At 61.5% G+C, this 15,171-nt stretch carries 16 protein-coding genes; 4 read left to right on the top strand and 12 right to left on the bottom strand.

All coding sequences use genetic code 11. The features are described 5' to 3' along the window. Positions 1–337: 337 nt before the first annotated feature. The 4 genes from BV106_RS12690 to BV106_RS12675 form a co-directional block, all read right to left on the bottom strand. Complete coding sequence (locus BV106_RS12690) at positions 338–1,771, bottom strand: radical SAM protein (RefSeq protein ID WP_038165167.1); 1,434 nt, start codon at positions 1,769–1,771, stop codon at positions 338–340. Positions 1,772–1,814: 43 nt separating this feature from the next. Beyond that, complete coding sequence (locus tag BV106_RS12685; RefSeq protein ID WP_265595628.1) at positions 1,815–2,192, bottom strand: hypothetical protein; 378 nt, start codon at positions 2,190–2,192, stop codon at positions 1,815–1,817. Further along, on the bottom strand, positions 2,189–2,485 hold the full coding sequence (locus BV106_RS12680) for a hypothetical protein (RefSeq protein ID WP_038165162.1): 297 nt from the start codon (positions 2,483–2,485) through the stop codon (positions 2,189–2,191). Before BV106_RS12680 ends, BV106_RS12685 begins: the two co-directional genes overlap by 4 nt. A 122-nt stretch (positions 2,486–2,607) precedes the next feature. Next, positions 2,608–3,987, bottom strand: coding sequence for an MFS transporter (locus tag BV106_RS12675; RefSeq protein ID WP_051945714.1), 1,380 nt, complete (start codon positions 3,985–3,987; stop codon positions 2,608–2,610). Positions 3,988–4,095: 108 nt separating this feature from the next. Between BV106_RS12675 and BV106_RS12670 the strand changes: the two genes are divergently transcribed. Next, entirely contained in the window at positions 4,096–5,034 is a 939-nt protein-coding gene (locus tag BV106_RS12670; protein WP_051945712.1) for a PfkB family carbohydrate kinase, read from the top strand. Positions 5,035–5,362: 328 nt separating this feature from the next. On the opposite strand, the gene BV106_RS12665 is transcribed toward BV106_RS12670, so the two are convergent. After that, positions 5,363–6,880 carry a hypothetical protein gene (locus BV106_RS12665; RefSeq protein ID WP_038165156.1) on the bottom strand — a complete coding sequence of 506 codons (1,518 nt, stop codon included), beginning with the start codon at positions 6,878–6,880 and terminating at the stop codon, positions 5,363–5,365. A gap of 128 nt (positions 6,881–7,008) precedes the next feature. Here BV106_RS12665 and BV106_RS12660 point away from each other — a divergent pair, with 128 nt between their 5' ends. Beyond that, entirely contained in the window at positions 7,009–7,959 is a 951-nt protein-coding gene (locus tag BV106_RS12660) for a 2-dehydropantoate 2-reductase (protein ID WP_038165153.1), read from the top strand. 479 nt (positions 7,960–8,438) lie between these two features. Here the strand turns inward: BV106_RS12660 and BV106_RS12655 are convergent, their stop codons facing one another. Beyond that, on the bottom strand, positions 8,439–9,281 hold the full coding sequence (locus tag BV106_RS12655; RefSeq protein ID WP_038165150.1) for an anti-sigma factor: 843 nt from the start codon (positions 9,279–9,281) through the stop codon (positions 8,439–8,441). Then, positions 9,278–9,934 carry a sigma-70 family RNA polymerase sigma factor gene (locus tag BV106_RS12650; RefSeq protein ID WP_081891696.1) on the bottom strand — a complete coding sequence of 219 codons (657 nt, stop codon included), beginning with the start codon at positions 9,932–9,934 and terminating at the stop codon, positions 9,278–9,280. The genes BV106_RS12655 and BV106_RS12650 overlap by 4 nt, the downstream gene beginning before the upstream one ends. A 257-nt stretch (positions 9,935–10,191) precedes the next feature. Between BV106_RS12650 and BV106_RS12645 the strand changes: the two genes are divergently transcribed. After that, complete coding sequence (locus BV106_RS12645) at positions 10,192–10,749, top strand: FMN-binding protein (protein WP_051945710.1); 558 nt, start codon at positions 10,192–10,194, stop codon at positions 10,747–10,749. Positions 10,750–10,795: 46 nt separating this feature from the next. Beyond that, positions 10,796–11,683 carry an FAD:protein FMN transferase gene (locus BV106_RS12640; protein ID WP_050030059.1) on the top strand — a complete coding sequence of 296 codons (888 nt, stop codon included), beginning with the start codon at positions 10,796–10,798 and terminating at the stop codon, positions 11,681–11,683. Positions 11,684–12,164: 481 nt separating this feature from the next. Here the strand turns inward: BV106_RS12640 and BV106_RS12630 are convergent, their stop codons facing one another. The 5 genes from BV106_RS12630 to BV106_RS12605 form a co-directional block, all read right to left on the bottom strand. Continuing rightward, complete coding sequence (locus tag BV106_RS12630; protein WP_051945708.1) at positions 12,165–12,398, bottom strand: hypothetical protein; 234 nt, start codon at positions 12,396–12,398, stop codon at positions 12,165–12,167. Further along, a complete protein-coding gene (locus BV106_RS38445; protein ID WP_265595627.1) occupies positions 12,395–13,153 on the bottom strand; it encodes a hypothetical protein in 759 nt (252 codons plus the stop codon). The genes BV106_RS12630 and BV106_RS38445 overlap by 4 nt, the downstream gene beginning before the upstream one ends. A 474-nt stretch (positions 13,154–13,627) precedes the next feature. Then, positions 13,628–13,918, bottom strand: coding sequence for a hypothetical protein (locus BV106_RS12615; protein ID WP_038165135.1), 291 nt, complete (start codon positions 13,916–13,918; stop codon positions 13,628–13,630). 31 nt (positions 13,919–13,949) lie between these two features. Then, entirely contained in the window at positions 13,950–14,336 is a 387-nt protein-coding gene (locus tag BV106_RS12610; RefSeq protein WP_038165132.1) for a hypothetical protein, read from the bottom strand. Positions 14,337–14,438: 102 nt separating this feature from the next. Next, positions 14,439–15,137: an SIMPL domain-containing protein gene (locus tag BV106_RS12605; RefSeq protein ID WP_038165131.1), complete on the bottom strand. Its 699-nt coding sequence runs from the start codon at positions 15,135–15,137 to the stop codon at positions 14,439–14,441. Positions 15,138–15,171: the final 34 nt, after the last annotated feature.

The raw sequence follows: 15,171 nt of genomic DNA, 5'->3' as shown, positions 1-15,171 counted from the left end.
AGCGCGTGGATGCCCTCTCAGAAGGGCTGAAAGCCCGGCATCATACCAGCCTTGGGCAACGCCCAAGGAGATGGCATCAAGATCCCACAGAGGGCTGAAGGCCCGGCCTCATCAAATCTGCCCACGATGAGCTCCCCTGAATAACTCCGGGCCTACAGCCCTCAACGTCTTTTTTCTTGATTACCTTGGGCTTCGCCCAAGGCTGGTATGATTCCGGGCTTTCAGCCCTCAGCTCGTTCCCAAAGGGATATACATTTCCCTTTCCCCTGCGGTCTCCCCCCCGTCTCAGGTCTTGCGTCTGGTGTCTGGCAGTCTGGCGTCTCCCGCGCAGCGGGCCTCACGGCGCCAGCTTGGCATCCGGGAAACCCGAATAGTACCGGCAGAACGAATCCAGCTTGCCATCGGGCCTGATGACGTGGGTGCAGCAGCGGTCGATGCGGTCCTCGTCCCAGGTCCAGGCGTCCATGAAGGGCTTGACCATGATGCGGAAGGCCATGCTCCGGGTGCGTTCCATGAGCTTCAGGAGCTCGCCCAGTTCGGTGTTGTCGCATCCGCACTTGGCCAGGTCATCCAGGGTGTAGTGCATCTTGTCCTGCAGGAAGCCCTGGAGCTGGGTGAAATCCAGAAACTGGCTCACGGGCCAGACGTTGACACCCTGGCGGATGAGGTAGCCGATGGTGGCGCAGTTGGGATCGCCACAGGGCAGCGGTGTAAAGTCCTCGAACTTGAGTTTGCCGCCTGACTGGGCCACCACATTGAGCAGGATGTCCGCCGTATTCAGCCGGTCTGTCTTGGCCCGGACAACCTTCTGGAAGGGGGACGCGGCCGCCGCCGCGTCCTGAGGTGCTCTCGCCGAAGCCGCGAAGCCACGCCCGCTCTCAAACACGGGCTGGAACGTGATGCCGTGGACGGAGGTCTGGCCCAGCCCGTAGCTGACGGCGTCCCAAAGGTTGGGCAGGTTGTCCGACGTCACGGCCATGGCCAGCGTGACAGGCAGGTCCGCGGCGGCACAGTTGGCCAGGGCCTGCTCCCGCATGGCGCGCAGATCCCCGCCCCGCAGGGCTTTCTGTCCGGCGCTCTGCACGCCGTCGAACTGGAGGTAGAGCTGCACGCCGGTGCCCTGAAAGGCCGCGTTGAGACGCTTCGCGAAGTCCGGGTCCTTCGCAAGGAGCACGCCGTTGGTATTGATCAGCGTGAAGTCGATCTTCGGGTGCGCCTTGAGCCAGGCGCAGAGTTCAAAGAGCTGCGGGTGCAGCGTGGGTTCCCCGCCGCTGAGCTGGAGGATCTCGATGCCGCCCTTGCGATCCACCACGCCCTGCACGCGGGCCTGGATCTCTTCCAGCGGCACCGCATCCACCTTCATGCCCGTGCCGATGGGCGAGTCTGCGTAGCAGGTGGGACAGGCGAGGTTGCAGGAGTTAACAATCTCAATCAGGGCCAGGCAGGTGGAGAGCACCTCGAAGGGGCCCTCCTCCCGGCCAGCGGCATTGCGCCCCAGCGTGCCTGCGGGTGCGCCCTCGGCGGAGCAACACGCCCCGCCTGAGCAGCAGGAGCCGCTGCGGTTGTCATCACTGCCCTGAGCCAGCCAGTAGAAGCGCTCGTCACTGGCCAGGCAGGCGCTGAAGTCACCGTGGAGAGCACAGGTACGCTCCATGTGTACCTGCCCGCCCCGCTTCACCACGCGGGCTGGGCACTTGGTCCCGCAGACCGGGCACCGGGAGGTGGTTTGCTTGAGCAGGGTGCTCGAGCCCGCAGGCGTCCGGGATGACATGGGTAGGGAAGGAAGGGAGGAAGGGTGCGACTGGCGAACTGAGCTAGTGCCAGTTCTGCGTGGAGAGGAAGCCAATGCAGGCGACGAACCAGACGGCGGTACCGATGGCCACGCTGGCGAGCATGAAGACGATGGAGAAGCCGACCGCAGCGCCGCCGCTGTTGCCGCGATTCTTGCCGAGCCCGACGCCCACCCAGATGGAGGCCGCCAACTGGGAGAGGAGCGCGATGGCAAGGAGCGCAAAATGAATGGACCCATCCTTGTCATCCTCGGCAAAGAGCCAGGGCAGCCCCGGCAGCAACACCGAGACGAGCACCCAGGTGATCCAGCGCGCCTTCATGGGCACGTGCCCGGGCAGCGGCGGCGGACCGCCAGCGGGAGACTCCGGCACGGGTGGAGGGGAAACTTCGCCGTTGCTCATGATCCCAGCACCTCCCGTGCGATCGTGTTCCACTCGGCATCGATCTCGGCCGGCCGTTTGGCGGGCTTGCGAGCCTTGGCATACCAGTAGCCGGCATTGCCGATGTCCCCCTCAATGAGATGGAGGAGCGCATGGATCCACGAGCCCATGGGGGTGTGGATGTCCTGGGCGATCTCGTGGGCCTCGTGCCAGTCACCTTTCTTGGTGTACCAGAGGGCCTTGGCCTCTTCAGAGAGATCATCCGCCGGAGCGGGGTCGCTCTGGGCGGAGGCGGCAAGTTCTAGGGCAGTCATGGCGGCAGGCTAGCGTGTTCCGCCACGTTCTGCGAGTGTGATCACCCGGTGGATTGCAAAAAAGAAAAAGGGAGAAGGCCTCGCGACCTTCTCCCCTTGAGATCCAGAAACTGGAACAAGTACTACGCGTCTTCCGGCAAGGGTTTGCCCTTGGTCTCAGGAAGGAACAACAGCACAACCAACCCAAGGAGGAAGATGCCGCTCATGTAGGTGGCCGCGTTGCGGAAGGCATCCAGCTTCGCTTCGGTCGTGGTCGCCCCGGCCTTGAGGTGCGCCTGAAGGGCACCCAGCGTGAAGGGACCACTCGCTGCCACGAAACGACCCACGTTGTAGCAGAAGCTGACGCCGGTACTGCGCAGACGGGTGGGGAAGAGTTCCGGGAGATAGATGGCGAAGCCGGCAAACAGCGCGAGCTGGCACCCACCCATGATGGCACTCATCCACACGTCACCTTTGCCGCCGAAGAACTGGAAGAAGCCCACGGTGGCCAGCAGGGCGGCCACAAAGGCGATGGCGAAGGCGGGCTTGCGCCCCATCTTCTGCGCCAACTTCGTCATGAGGATCATGCCGATAAACGCACCGATGTTCTGGACAATGGAGTTGATCCCAATCCAGCGAGCCTTGGCGCCAGCGATCTCATTGGCCGGTACATTGGCCTCAACCAAGGACTTCTCGATCACCCCGCCGACCAGTTCCGGGCTGAAGAACCCGATACCCCAAAGGCCGATCACACCTGCTACGCAGAGCACCATGCCCAGAAGGGCGGAGCGACGCCAGCGAGCGACGCCGAAGAGGGAACTGTACGACCCGAAGGCCACCCCGGCCACGCGGCCAGCTTCACGGGCCTTGACCCACTTTTCAGGCTCCTTCAGTTTCAGCTGAATGAACACCACCAGGAACGCTGGCGCGGCACCGACCAGGAACATCAATTTCCAGGAGAAATCAGGGCTGATGGTTTTCGCTTCCACCAGGCCGCCCACCCACATGCTAATGAGACCTGCAGCAACGTTGCCCACGGCGGAAAGCGCCTGCAGCGTACCGAGAGCGCCTGCACGGGCGTGGTCAGGAAGGGCGTCAGCAGTGAGAGCCACGGCAAGGCCGAAGACACCGCCTACTCCGAGGCCCGTGATAAAGCGGTAGATGGCAAAATCAATCCAGCCTTTGGACAACGCCGAGAGACCGGTAAAAACGGAGTACATGAGTACCGTGATGGTGAGCGTCTTGGCGCGACCAATACGATCGCCCACGGAGCCGAAGATCAGCCCCCCTGTTGCCCAACCGGCCACGAAGATGGACGTCGCATAGCCACCGTAAAGGCTGGCGTCATACCCCTCAGGCAGGAGGGTTTTCATCGCCGACCCACGGGCGAGAATGAAGAGCTGCTGATCAAGGCAGTCGAACATCCAGGCAAGGGATGCCATGGCGAAGACGAACCAGTGGTAGCCGGTGAGGCCCTTCCACCATGGAGTGTTATCTGACGTTAATGCAGGACTTTGACTCATGGGCGCGGAGTTTGGGAGAGGTGAAGTAGGATGACAACCGAGAATTGAGGGCTACGGCTGTATTTCCGGCTGGCTATCATTTTTCACTTTTCGACTTAAGTTCTGCACATGTTTTACACTTCAGCCCATGGGACGGACCCGGCCACAGATGCCCGTGAGGTGCTTGGGATCGGAGCCGCGACGTGGGACCGGTTTGTGGTGGTTCCAGAGTTTCCCGCGGGTGATGGCGTCACCCAGGCCCTGGGGATGAGTGAGCAAGGCGGAGGCCCCGTGGCCACGGCCCTGTGCGTGATGGCGGCGCTGGGCACGCCCGCACGACTGCTGGACACGCAGGGGGACGATGCCACCGGACGGGCGATCCTGGAAGAGCTGCGGATGTTGGGAGTGCGAACCGAGTCGATCGCCATCCATCCGGGCGCGCGCTCGGCGCTGGCGCACATCCTGGTGCGGCAGCGCGATGGAGCGCGGCACATTTTTTTCCAACCCGCGGATTGCCCCGAGCCGGATGCTGAGGTCATTCTAAGCAAATCCTTTGGTAAAGTAGGTCTGGTGCACCTCAACGGCCGTCACGAGAACACGGCGCGCCAAGTGCTGGCCTGGGCGAAGGAGGCCGGAGTGCCGGTGTCATTCGACGGCGGAGCCGGGAGATATCGGGAATCGATTCGCGATCTGGTGCTGGGCAGCGGCCTGCGCATCCTGGCGCGGGAGTTTGCCTGCGCGTTCACCGGAGCTTCGAGCCTGGAGGCAGCGGCAGAGGCATTGCGCGGAGATTCCCCCGAGCTGCTGGTCATCACCGATGGCGTCAAGGGATCATGGATCTGGCCGCGCGGGGAGGCATCGTTTCATGAACCCGCCGTGGCGGTCGCGGACGTGGTGGACACCACGGGCTGCGGCGATGTGTATCACGGAGCCTTTCTCCACGGATGGATGCAGCAATGGCCCGCGCAACGTTGTGCCCGCCTGGCCAGTGAGCTGGCAGCGGAAACGGCCAAGTATGTGGGCGGGCGCGAGGCGATCCGGAGGATCGGTAGTTCAGTAAATCGGTAATTCGGTAAAACGGTAAAACGGTAAACCAGTGGGCCGTGGGAGAATGTCAGGGGCGGGGTTGGAGGCGGGGGGGCATAACACGCCATGGGCCTACCGCGCCGCGGTAGATTTCGCCCTGTCCCTTTCCATGGGTAGTCCTCGCTTCACTCGGCCGACCCATGGCTACGCATGGCGAACCCTCCGGGTTCATGAGATAACTCGCGCAACCTACCGACGCACCGACGCACCGACGCACCGACGCACCGACGCACCGACGCACTGACGCACTGACGCACTGACGCACTGACGCACTGAATTACCGTTTTACCGAATTACTGATTTACCGTCCTCACCCCGCCCGGGCCATGCCAATGCCAATCGCCACGGTGGGCTCTTCGGCATCAGCGAAGGCAACCGGGCCCGGTTTTCCGCCATCATCGCGGTAGTCGCTGCCGATGGAGTAGAGGCAGCCTTTTTCGGGATTGTAGCGGAGGGCCTCGCCGGTGTAGGGGTCGATGCCCACGGAGTCGATGTAGCTGCCTTTCAGGGCGTCCAGAGTAGCGGGCAGGCGGGCCTCGGTGACGACGTAGCGGCGGATGGCGAAGAGGGTCATCACCGCGTCATGGCGGAAGCGGGCAATGTGCACGCGGTCAGGCAGCGTTTCATAGAACCCGATGCGAGACTGGTAATACTCCGTGCCGGACCAGTTGGGGTCAAAGAGCGGCCGCCGGGTGGGCAGGCGGTGCTCCAGGCGGGAGGACATCTTCCCACCCCGTGCATAGGCGGCCAGGACAGGCTCCTTCTGAAGCTCGCGGAAGCTGTCGGCGAACTGGCGGAGCGTGGCATGGGGCTTGAAGAACACCCAGCCGGTGCGCGCCGGCAGATAATACGGCGGCAACGGCGGTTCATCAGGGGCGGGGCCGATGAGCAGCTTGCGTTCATAGGCGTAGAAGCCCTTCATGGCGGCACGCAGGCGGTCCATGGAGGGGATGAAAGGCTTGAACTCCACCTCCTGCAGCCGCTTCAGCCGGGCTGCGTCGAGCTGGGTGTTGCGCAGCAGCTCAGCCAGGGAGGCAGTTGAGGCCTCATGGAACGCCAGGGAGCGGTCCATCAGCGAGGGCCAGGCGTCCAACTGCTCCAGCAAGCCGCCGAGCACTGCGAGATCGATGGCAGCGAGGAAGGACGCCTCCTCCTGCCCGCGACGGGCGAGGTAGGCGCTCTCTACTTGCTTCATGAGCACCACCGCAGGCCAGGCACGGTCCGCACCGAAGTCGGCCTTCTTCCACTCCATGGAGCGGGGCTGCCACTCCAGGTCCTTCTCCTCCAGCAGATCGCGAAAATTATCCAGCACGGCACTGTGCTGCTCCAGCAGGGCAGAGAGGGTGGGCGTATCCCACTGCCACACGGGTGTGGTGGGCAGCCCCTCACGACGGACCGACTGCGCAGCCGAGAGCATGGCCTTCATGCGACGCACGGCCGCCATGTCTGAGGGAGGGCTGCCTTCCGCCGGCCCCGGCATGACATCGCTGTCGAACGGAGGAGCTTCATCCCGCAGATAGGCAAAGACACCCAACACCGTGGCCAGCAGACCAAAGAGCACCCAGGTCAGCTTCGAAGGCGGTCCCCAGCCAACCTGGCTCTCCTGCTGCGGCTCATTGCCGGATGGTGAAGTCTCCTTGCGGGTTCGGCTACGATCACCTCCTCGTTCACGAGGACGCTCCACTTCGCCTTCCTCGTCCCGGGCACGATTCCGATCCCGATCCCGCTCGCGACGACGCGGCGATACGGCCTCTTGCTCCTCGTCCTCGTCGAACCAGCGGTGTTCGGGTACAGGATTGCGTCGACGGCGGCGGGGTGGCTCCGACATTTACGCTGGATCATGCCACGCCCCGGCGCAGGTGCAACGTGGGAACCGCTTGAGGCGTAGGCAAAATGACGGCTTCATGCCCTGATGGGCGTCGCATACACCCTTCTTGCTCCTTTCCTCAATCTCTCATGGCTCTCCACAATCATCATTTGCCCAACTACCGCATCGCCATCGTGGGCGCCGGTGCCGTGGGCTGTTACTACGGCGGGCGTCTGGCCCAGTACGGGCGGGACGTGCACTTCCTCATGCGTAGCGACTATGATCACGTGAAGCGGCACGGCCTGAAGATCCTGAGCAAGCAGGGCGACGCCCATCTCCAGGGAGTGAAGGTGCACCGCACGGCGGCGGAGATCGGCCCGTGTGATCTGGTCATCATCGCGCTCAAGACCACCTCCAACGAGGCACTGCACGACATCATCCCGCCGCTCCTGCATGAGAACACGATGTTGCTCACGCTGCAAAACGGCCTGGGCAATGAGGAACTGCTGGCGGAGCGCTACGGTGCTCACCGGGTGCTGGGAGGTCTGTGCCACGTGTGCATCAACCGCACCGCCCCGGGTGTGATCGAGCACCTGGCACAGGGGCTGATCGCAATGGGTGAACACTCCGGCTGGCCTCAACCGCGCACGCATGAGATCGCCTCCGAGTTCAAACGCTGCGGCATCGTCTGCACCGTGGAGGAGAGCCTGGCCACCGCCCGCTGGCGCAAGCTGGTGTGGAACATCCCCTTCAACGGGCTGTCCATCGTCGGGGGTGAGGGGCGCACGGGGTTGGATACCGCCCAGATTCTAAGCGATGACTCCCTCACCTACCTCGTCCGCGCCCTCATGCACGAGGTCATCGGCGCCGCCCGCAAGCTGGGTTGCGAGATCCCCACCTCCCTGGCGGATGACATGATCAAGTCCACCAAAGCCATGGGCGGCTACCGCACCAGCAGTCTCATCGACTTCGAAGAAGGCCGCGAAGTCGAGCTCGACGCCATCTGGGGCGAACCCCTCCGCCGCGCGGCGAATGCCGGTGCCGAGGTGGGGCGGCTGGAGACGCTGTATTACCTGCTGAAGCGGAAATTGAGCCAGTAGGGCAGTGCGTCTGAGCCAGTACGTCAGTGGGCAGTGCGTCAAGGTGTTGGGGCTGGATGGGTCGTTGTGTGTCTAACAGCTTGCGGAAGCTTGGCTCTGTACGGAGTCCAGGCTTCAGCCTGCGGAAGATCCTTTGGACGTCGCCTCACTCAAACGCATCATGGATCTCGCGGGCGTGACCGCGTAAACGCGGAACTCCAACCCTCTCCGTTGGAGCTGGCAGGGGTGGAAGGCCGTCCAGGCAAGATAGGTTGAGCTGGGACCGGGACAGGAATGCCCCTCGCTCCTTTTGCTGACCGTTCCGGCAACATGGCGTGATCAAGACACGCCCAATCTCCCCTGCGGCAGGCTGAAGCCTGTACTACGAACAGCTACGAGCACCCAGCGCGAGGCAGGCTGGAACCCGCACCAAGTACGACTCCAGCCCCAACACCTTGACGCACTGACGCACTGACGCACCGCCCACTGACGCACTGGACCTAAGGGCTGATCATGATGATGCTGCCTTCCCCTTCTGGCACGCCGCCTTCCTTCTCCACGCTCACCGCGAAGCGGGAGGCGTCGGTGATGGGCAGGGCGGGCTTGAAGGTGATGGTGGCGCGACCGCGATCGTTCACCTTCACCACTCCAGCGTCCACCGGCTTGGTCTTGCCCTTGTCGATGACCCAGAGCTGGTAGTCCTTGTTGGGCTGCACGGGCGGCATCTTGTCCATCTTCAGCTGGCCCTGCTGGGCGTTGCTGTCCCACACCACCACGGCCACGCCTTCTTCATAGCGCTTGATGCCAGAGCGGAGGGTTGCGATCTCCATGCTGGAGACAGCGTTAGCCTGCTTGAGCCGGGCCACCTCGGCCGTGAGGGCCGTGGTATCGGAAGTGGCGGCAGTCAGTTTTTGCTGAAGCTCCGTCTTGGCCTGCTCGGCCAGTAGGGTCTCAGCCTTGGCTCGCACTTCACTGGCCTGGAGGGCCGGGATCTGAGCGGCGATCTGCTGCTTCTCCTCCCACAAGCGGAAGGCCCCAAAGGCCAATCCCGCCGCGGCAGCCCAGGCCACCCATGGACTGCGGATGAGCCCAAAGATGACACCAGTGACGATGTTGGAGCGCTTGGAACGGCGGATCTCCGCAAGGAGGCGCGCACGCAGCTCCGGTGGAGGAGCCTCCTCCGGCAGCAGCTGGGCGATCTCGGCAGCGGTTTCCTCAAACTCGGCCACAGCCTCGCGGAGGCGGGCGTCCACCTTCATCTCGCTGCGCAGGATGCGCTTCTCATGCTCATCCAGCACATGCAGCGAGTACATGGCGGCCTGTTCTTCCTGACGATCCGTCATGACAGACCTCCTTTCAGCAAGTCGCGCAGCCGTACCAGGCCGCGGCGGATGTGCGTTTTCACCGTGCCCAAGGGGGCTCCGAAAAGTTCTGACAATTGATGATGGGTGTAGCCTTTAAGGAAGGCCCATTCGATGCATTTGCGCTGGTCTTCAGGCAGGGCCAGCAGCGCCTGACGCACCAGATCGGCGCGCTCCTGACGGTCCGCAGCGTGATCCGAGCGCTCCGCGGAGGCATCGGGGGGAGGCAGCAGTTCCGCCGCCTTGTCCGCCACGCGGGTGCGACGGCGCAGGGCACGCAGGCGGTCGATGGCCTTGTGCCGGAAAATGACCACAGACCAGGTGAAGGCCTTGCTGCGGGTGGGATCATAAGACGGCGCGTGCTCCCACAGGTAGAGGAACCCCTCCTGTAGCACTTCCACCGCCTCCTGCTCGTCCTCCAGAATGCGCCTCACCAGCGCGTGAAGGGAGCCAGAAAACCGGTCGTACAGTGCTCCGAACGCGGCTTGATCCCGCGCGGCAACACGTAGCATGAGGTTTTCATCCGATTCCTGATCCATGGGACACTCAAACAAGGGGACATCCCGGTCCCCGCTGGCAGGCCACCCGGCCCAGTCACGCCTCGTGACCACGCCGCCGTAAGTGGCGAGAGGCATCGTTAGCAGCGTTGGCGCGGTCACACAACTTTTTGCGTGGAAAGGTTGCGCTTGGATGCTGGAATTTATTCCCCCCGGGTGCCCACGAAGGCGAATTCAGGGGTAAAACCAGGGAAGAGGCCCCTTCGGATCGGTTATTGAGACTTGTTCGCAGATAATGGTTGACCGGGTGATGAATTTCATGCACTACTCTTGCGATCCTGTCTCAATAAACACTTTCTACCCGCCTCGACTGCCCGAGGGTTCTCTCTCCCGTCATGACTGTTCGTTTTATCGCCAGCGTCGCCAGCCTCTCCGTGGCCCCGTTGGTCTGCCATGCCGAGGTGTTTCTGAGCCTGGAACAGGCCCAACGGCTGATCTTTCCCGGGGAGACTCTCACCGAATCCTCCGTGAACCTGAGCGAGCGCCAAAAGCGTCAGGTGGAGCTGGCCTCCGGGGTGAAGGTGAAAGACCGTCATGTCCGCGCCTGGCGCACGGCGGGTGGCGGCGTATTTTTCCTCGATACTGTGACGGGTAAAAATGAGGAAATCACCTACGCCTGCGGCATCGCCTCCAGCGGGCAGGTGAAGCAGATCGAGGTGATGGAGTACCGCGAAGCCTATGGCCAGCAGGTGCGCAACGCCTCCTGGCGCAAGCAGTTCGTAGGGGCGACGGTGGACTCCGACCTCACTGTGGGCGGGGACATCCGCCACGTGAGTGGCGCCACCTTCTCCTGCAGCAGCATCACCGCTGGCGTGCGCCGCCTGCTGCACACGCACGCAGTTGCCTTCTCGAACCCCTCCCCTGTGCCGGCCACCGCTTTCACGGTGTGCTGAGACTTGGTCACCGTCCTCCCCGCCTCTCCTCTTCTGCCCCACTGCCATGCCGGAGTACAACCGTATCAAACGCGCCCGCCCCCTCCTTGGGACGCTGGTGGAGATCACGCTGGAGGGCAAGCGCGATGAAAAGACGCTGCACACGCTGGCTGGAGCCGCCTTCACCGAGATCGAGCGCGTGCACAAGCTCATGAGCTTTCACGATCCGCACAGCGACATCTCCCGTCTCAATACGGACGGGCGCGGTCGTCCCGTGCCACTGCATCCCTGGACCATCGAGGTGCTGCGCTGTGCAGAGAATCTGAAGAGCGATACGGCAGGACTCTTTGATGTGTGCATCGCCGGCTCCCTGCTGCATCTGGGCTATCTGCCCGGGCAGGGCACCAAGGTGCCGCCGCTGTGCCGCTTTGGCATCATCAAGCTCTATGACAATCACCAGGCCCGTCTCTACGGCGGCGCCTATGTGGATGTGGGCGGCATTGCCAAGGGCTTCGCCGTGGACAAGGCCGTGGACATCCTCCGCGGCATCGGCGGACTCAGTGGCATTGTGAACGCCGGCGGCGATCTGCGCGTCTTCGGTGCCAAGTCGCAACTGGTGAACTTGCGAGATCCCTCAGAGCCCGGCACCTCGCACCATGCCATCCAGCTCAAGGACGGTGCATTGGCCACCACCGGCAGCTATTTCAGCCGCAAGAAGATGCCCGAGGGCGCCTGGGTGGCCCCGCTCATCCATCCCCACACCCGCCGTGCCAATCCCGGCAGCCGCAGCGTCACCGTCGCGGCCCCCACCGCCATGCTGGCCGATGCCCTCACCAAAGTAGCGTGGTTCGCCCGCGCAGAGGACTCCGCCCGTCTCCTGAAGACCTATCGCGCGAGCGGCTGGGTTTTAGGAAAGCACCAAGAGGTCGTGCCACTCACGGGGAAGGCGGCTTGAGAGTTCTTGGTTCTTGGTTCTTGGTTCTGATTTGATTTTTGAAGTTTCGTATTTGAAGTTTGCACCCCGCGACTCATGAAAGGAGTCGTGCGGCCAGCACTCGACATGACGCATCGCAAGCCCGGTCCTGCCGTCCTGAGTGACAGCGATGGCGACAGTGCAATAGAACCTCTTGAGCCCGTTGCCATAGCGACCTGCAGGGAGAAATGAGATCCTCCCTTCGATGGAGTTCAGGCCATGCTTCACCAGCCTGTCCGTTATCCTCCGCGAACCGGAGACCTCGTAGCCGTAGATCCAGAGAACTTCACCCGGCCGCACTTTGAAGCTGAAGGCAGGCTTCCTCTTCCGTTCAGCGATCTCACAAAGCCGCCCGATGCCCCACCAGCCTGTGATGTCGTGATTCCTCGAACACAGATAGTCGCACAATGAGGCGGCCAAGGCTTCCATTTCACAGCGTTTCATGATGCGTTGATGGATGCAGTCAGCCCTCGCCCAGTCTCACATAGCGGACGGTGAAATCCTCACCCATCTTCACGATACGAATCTTGAAGTCCTCCCCCACTTTCACCTCTTCCCACAGGCCAGGGCTAAAAGCCCCCAGGCTGACCCTTCGCACACTGAGATCTCCGCCCACCCTCACCACGCGCACCTTGTAGTCCTCGCCAAACGCGACGAAGCGGACTTTGCCATACACAGATCTTGGATTGGGTTTCATGGGATCGGACGGAAATACAGTTCATCAGAGAGCCGAATCGCTGGCTCGATTTCAGAAGAAAACACGAGCCACTCTGCATCGGATGGCAGATCCAGAAAGACGGAGACCGTGTAGCTATCTGGACGGGGATTGCAGATTTCGAACCCGTCAAAGTGAGCGGGATCCGAAAACAACCGCTTCAAATGTCGAAGATCGTTTTCGGAGTTGTGGCCGTTGGTACAAGTGATCAACTCCCACTTTGCCATCAAAGGTTGGAGATAGTCGGGCAGGAACACACGTGGAGCCTGAAAGTGAAATATCCGCAGCAGGTCCCCGACTGACGCGTGCTTGATCAAATCGAAGATGAGAGCGTTGGCAGAAGACGCCTGGATCAAATCCCACTGCGCCCTCGAAAGGGCAAGCACTCCTCGCTTTACCATCCATCGTGGTGGCGCCCACTCCTCAGACTGATCCCCCTTCTCCACCATCGTAGCAAAGTCTGGGATCAACAGCACCCTGTCGGATACTCGGCGAATCGCCACCCGCCCTCCCGAACTGCAGCCGGGAACGCGACAGAACTCACACAACTCCACCTGTACTGAATTTGCGTCCCAATCGGTGAGATTGGCAGCATTGCAGATTGCGATGTCATCGCAGATCACCTGTGTGACCACGCAACTCCCCTGCCCCGACCCACTTAGATCGAGTTCGACACGTCGGGTCTCAACTTTCGCTGGTGTCCACATGGAAGCAAGATTGGGCAGGTGAGAAGCCATTGTCTGTGTGCGGTTGACTCGATCGACGAATCTCACAACTCACGAGATTCACTCCACTCAAGCCCCCAGTTTTCGAATTCACGCCTGACCTGATCCCGAGCCCCTTCACGCACGCCATGATGAATGACAACACTCTCTCCTCCTGGGTCAGAGTGTTCGAAATCGAGGAGAACTGGCACCCCATCCAAGTTGCCATACCATCGTGACACTGGTCCTGGCAGGTCATCCTCGCCCCGCAAATCCTCATTCGGCTCTATCGCCCCGATCTTGGACCGCAACTCTTCAAAGGATAGCCGGAAACAGCACCATCCCACATAGTCGATTCGTATCAGCGGGGAAACTCTATCAAAGTAATCCCAGAATTCGCATTGGTTGAACCAGATTATCATCTAATTTCCAGGTGGATCGGAGACATCAAATCTATGTGCCGGATATTATCGTCTGTCCGAAAATCGTCACGACTCAACACAACCTTCAAAACTTGATCGTCGGCTCACGCGAATCGCTGGGATTGTACCCACGAAAATCTGTCGCCTTCAGGATGCGTTTTGCGACTTTCATGAGGATGACCGCGAGGGGAGGCCCCAAGACAGCGGCCGCGAGAAGAGCCCAGAAGTTCTTGTCGATGACCTGTGCCTTGGTCGGCAATTGAGACCACAGATACAGCCCATACCACCCGAGTACCGAGATCACCGCCGGGAAAAGGGCCACGAAACCGACGAGGCATCCTAACGGAGTGCTATGGGTGGGAACGGGGTAGCTCATGTAGCGGAAAGTGATGGGAATGCCGAGAGAATCACCTCCCAGTCTGACCTCTGTGCGTCGTATTTAACGAGCGTCCCTGAAACGCGTTTCCAAGTCTTCGAACCACATTGTCGATGGGAAACACCAGGACCAACAAAAGAAAAACGGCATCACGATAAGGTTCAGGCACCAACGGAAGAGTCACGCCAAGCATCGTGAGCAAGACTGTGAAAATGCCAACAAATCCCAGTGTCTCCCGCCACTGAGGACGAGCATCCGATGACAGCCAGTGAAACAGCAAGGCTGCAGGAACAAAGCAGAGGCCCAGCAACCCCGACGGCACGCCAATCGCAGATCCCATCGTGAGGCCAAAGTACGCCAGCGCCGTCACCAGCAGGGTGTTCCTCAGCAACAGGAAGATCTCACGAAGAATGCTCATCAGGGTATTGAGCGAAGTTAGCTAAGGGTGATGAAGAGGGCGACCACTTTGACAACTTGCGGAAGCTCTCCCCACCGATGGTGGCCCGAAAAGGCTCGCAGGTTATTTGAGCTCGTACTTCACGGTAACGGTCGCGGAATACTCCAGCTTCTCAAACTCCGCCGCGTTGTTTTGACCGAAGAAGGGCTGCACAATCCGGTTCTCGGTAAGCGTCCCCCAGCCATTGTTGACTGCCCCTTCCCGCAATGTCAGCAATGTGCCAAGCTGCACCCCGGCCTCTTTTGCCAAAGCGTCAGCCTTCTCTCTGGCAGCGTTCACCGCAGCGAGCAAGGCCTGCTTTCTGAGCTCTTCGTGTTGTGAGGTGCGCAGTTCCACTTTCACGATTTCAATATGATCATCTTCGAGCAGCGCCGTCTCCAGCGCCTGCCGACGGGATAGATCGGCGATCTCCACAATCGCGGCACGCTCCGCGTAATACCCTTTGAAGACCCGCCCTTCGCGAGCGGTATCATAGGCTTTTCCTGAAGCAATACCGCTGAGGCGCAGGGCATTTTCCTTGAAACCATTTTTCGCGAGCCGGTCGCGAAGCGAGGCGGTGGCGGCATCGAGCCCCTTCGATGCCTCGGCCAGCGAAGCGGCCTCACCCCTGACCTTGATCTGCCAGGAAGCCCGGTCCACATCTGCGGCGATGTTGGCGACGGCGTCCACTTCAATGTATCGTTGCGTGTCGATCTGCTGCGCGGCGGCGGAGGAGGCATAAAGCAGCGTACAGAGAGAGAGGGCGAGGAAGGGGATTTTCATGATGTTGGTCGTTGCACGGTTGGGTCACAACAAT

It is taken from the genome of Verrucomicrobium sp. BvORR106, assembly GCF_000739655.1.
Lineage (GTDB): Bacteria > Verrucomicrobiota > Verrucomicrobiia > Verrucomicrobiales > Verrucomicrobiaceae > Verrucomicrobium.
The sequence above is the reverse complement of the archived record's forward strand: the minus strand, read 5'-3'. Positions and strand labels throughout refer to the sequence as shown.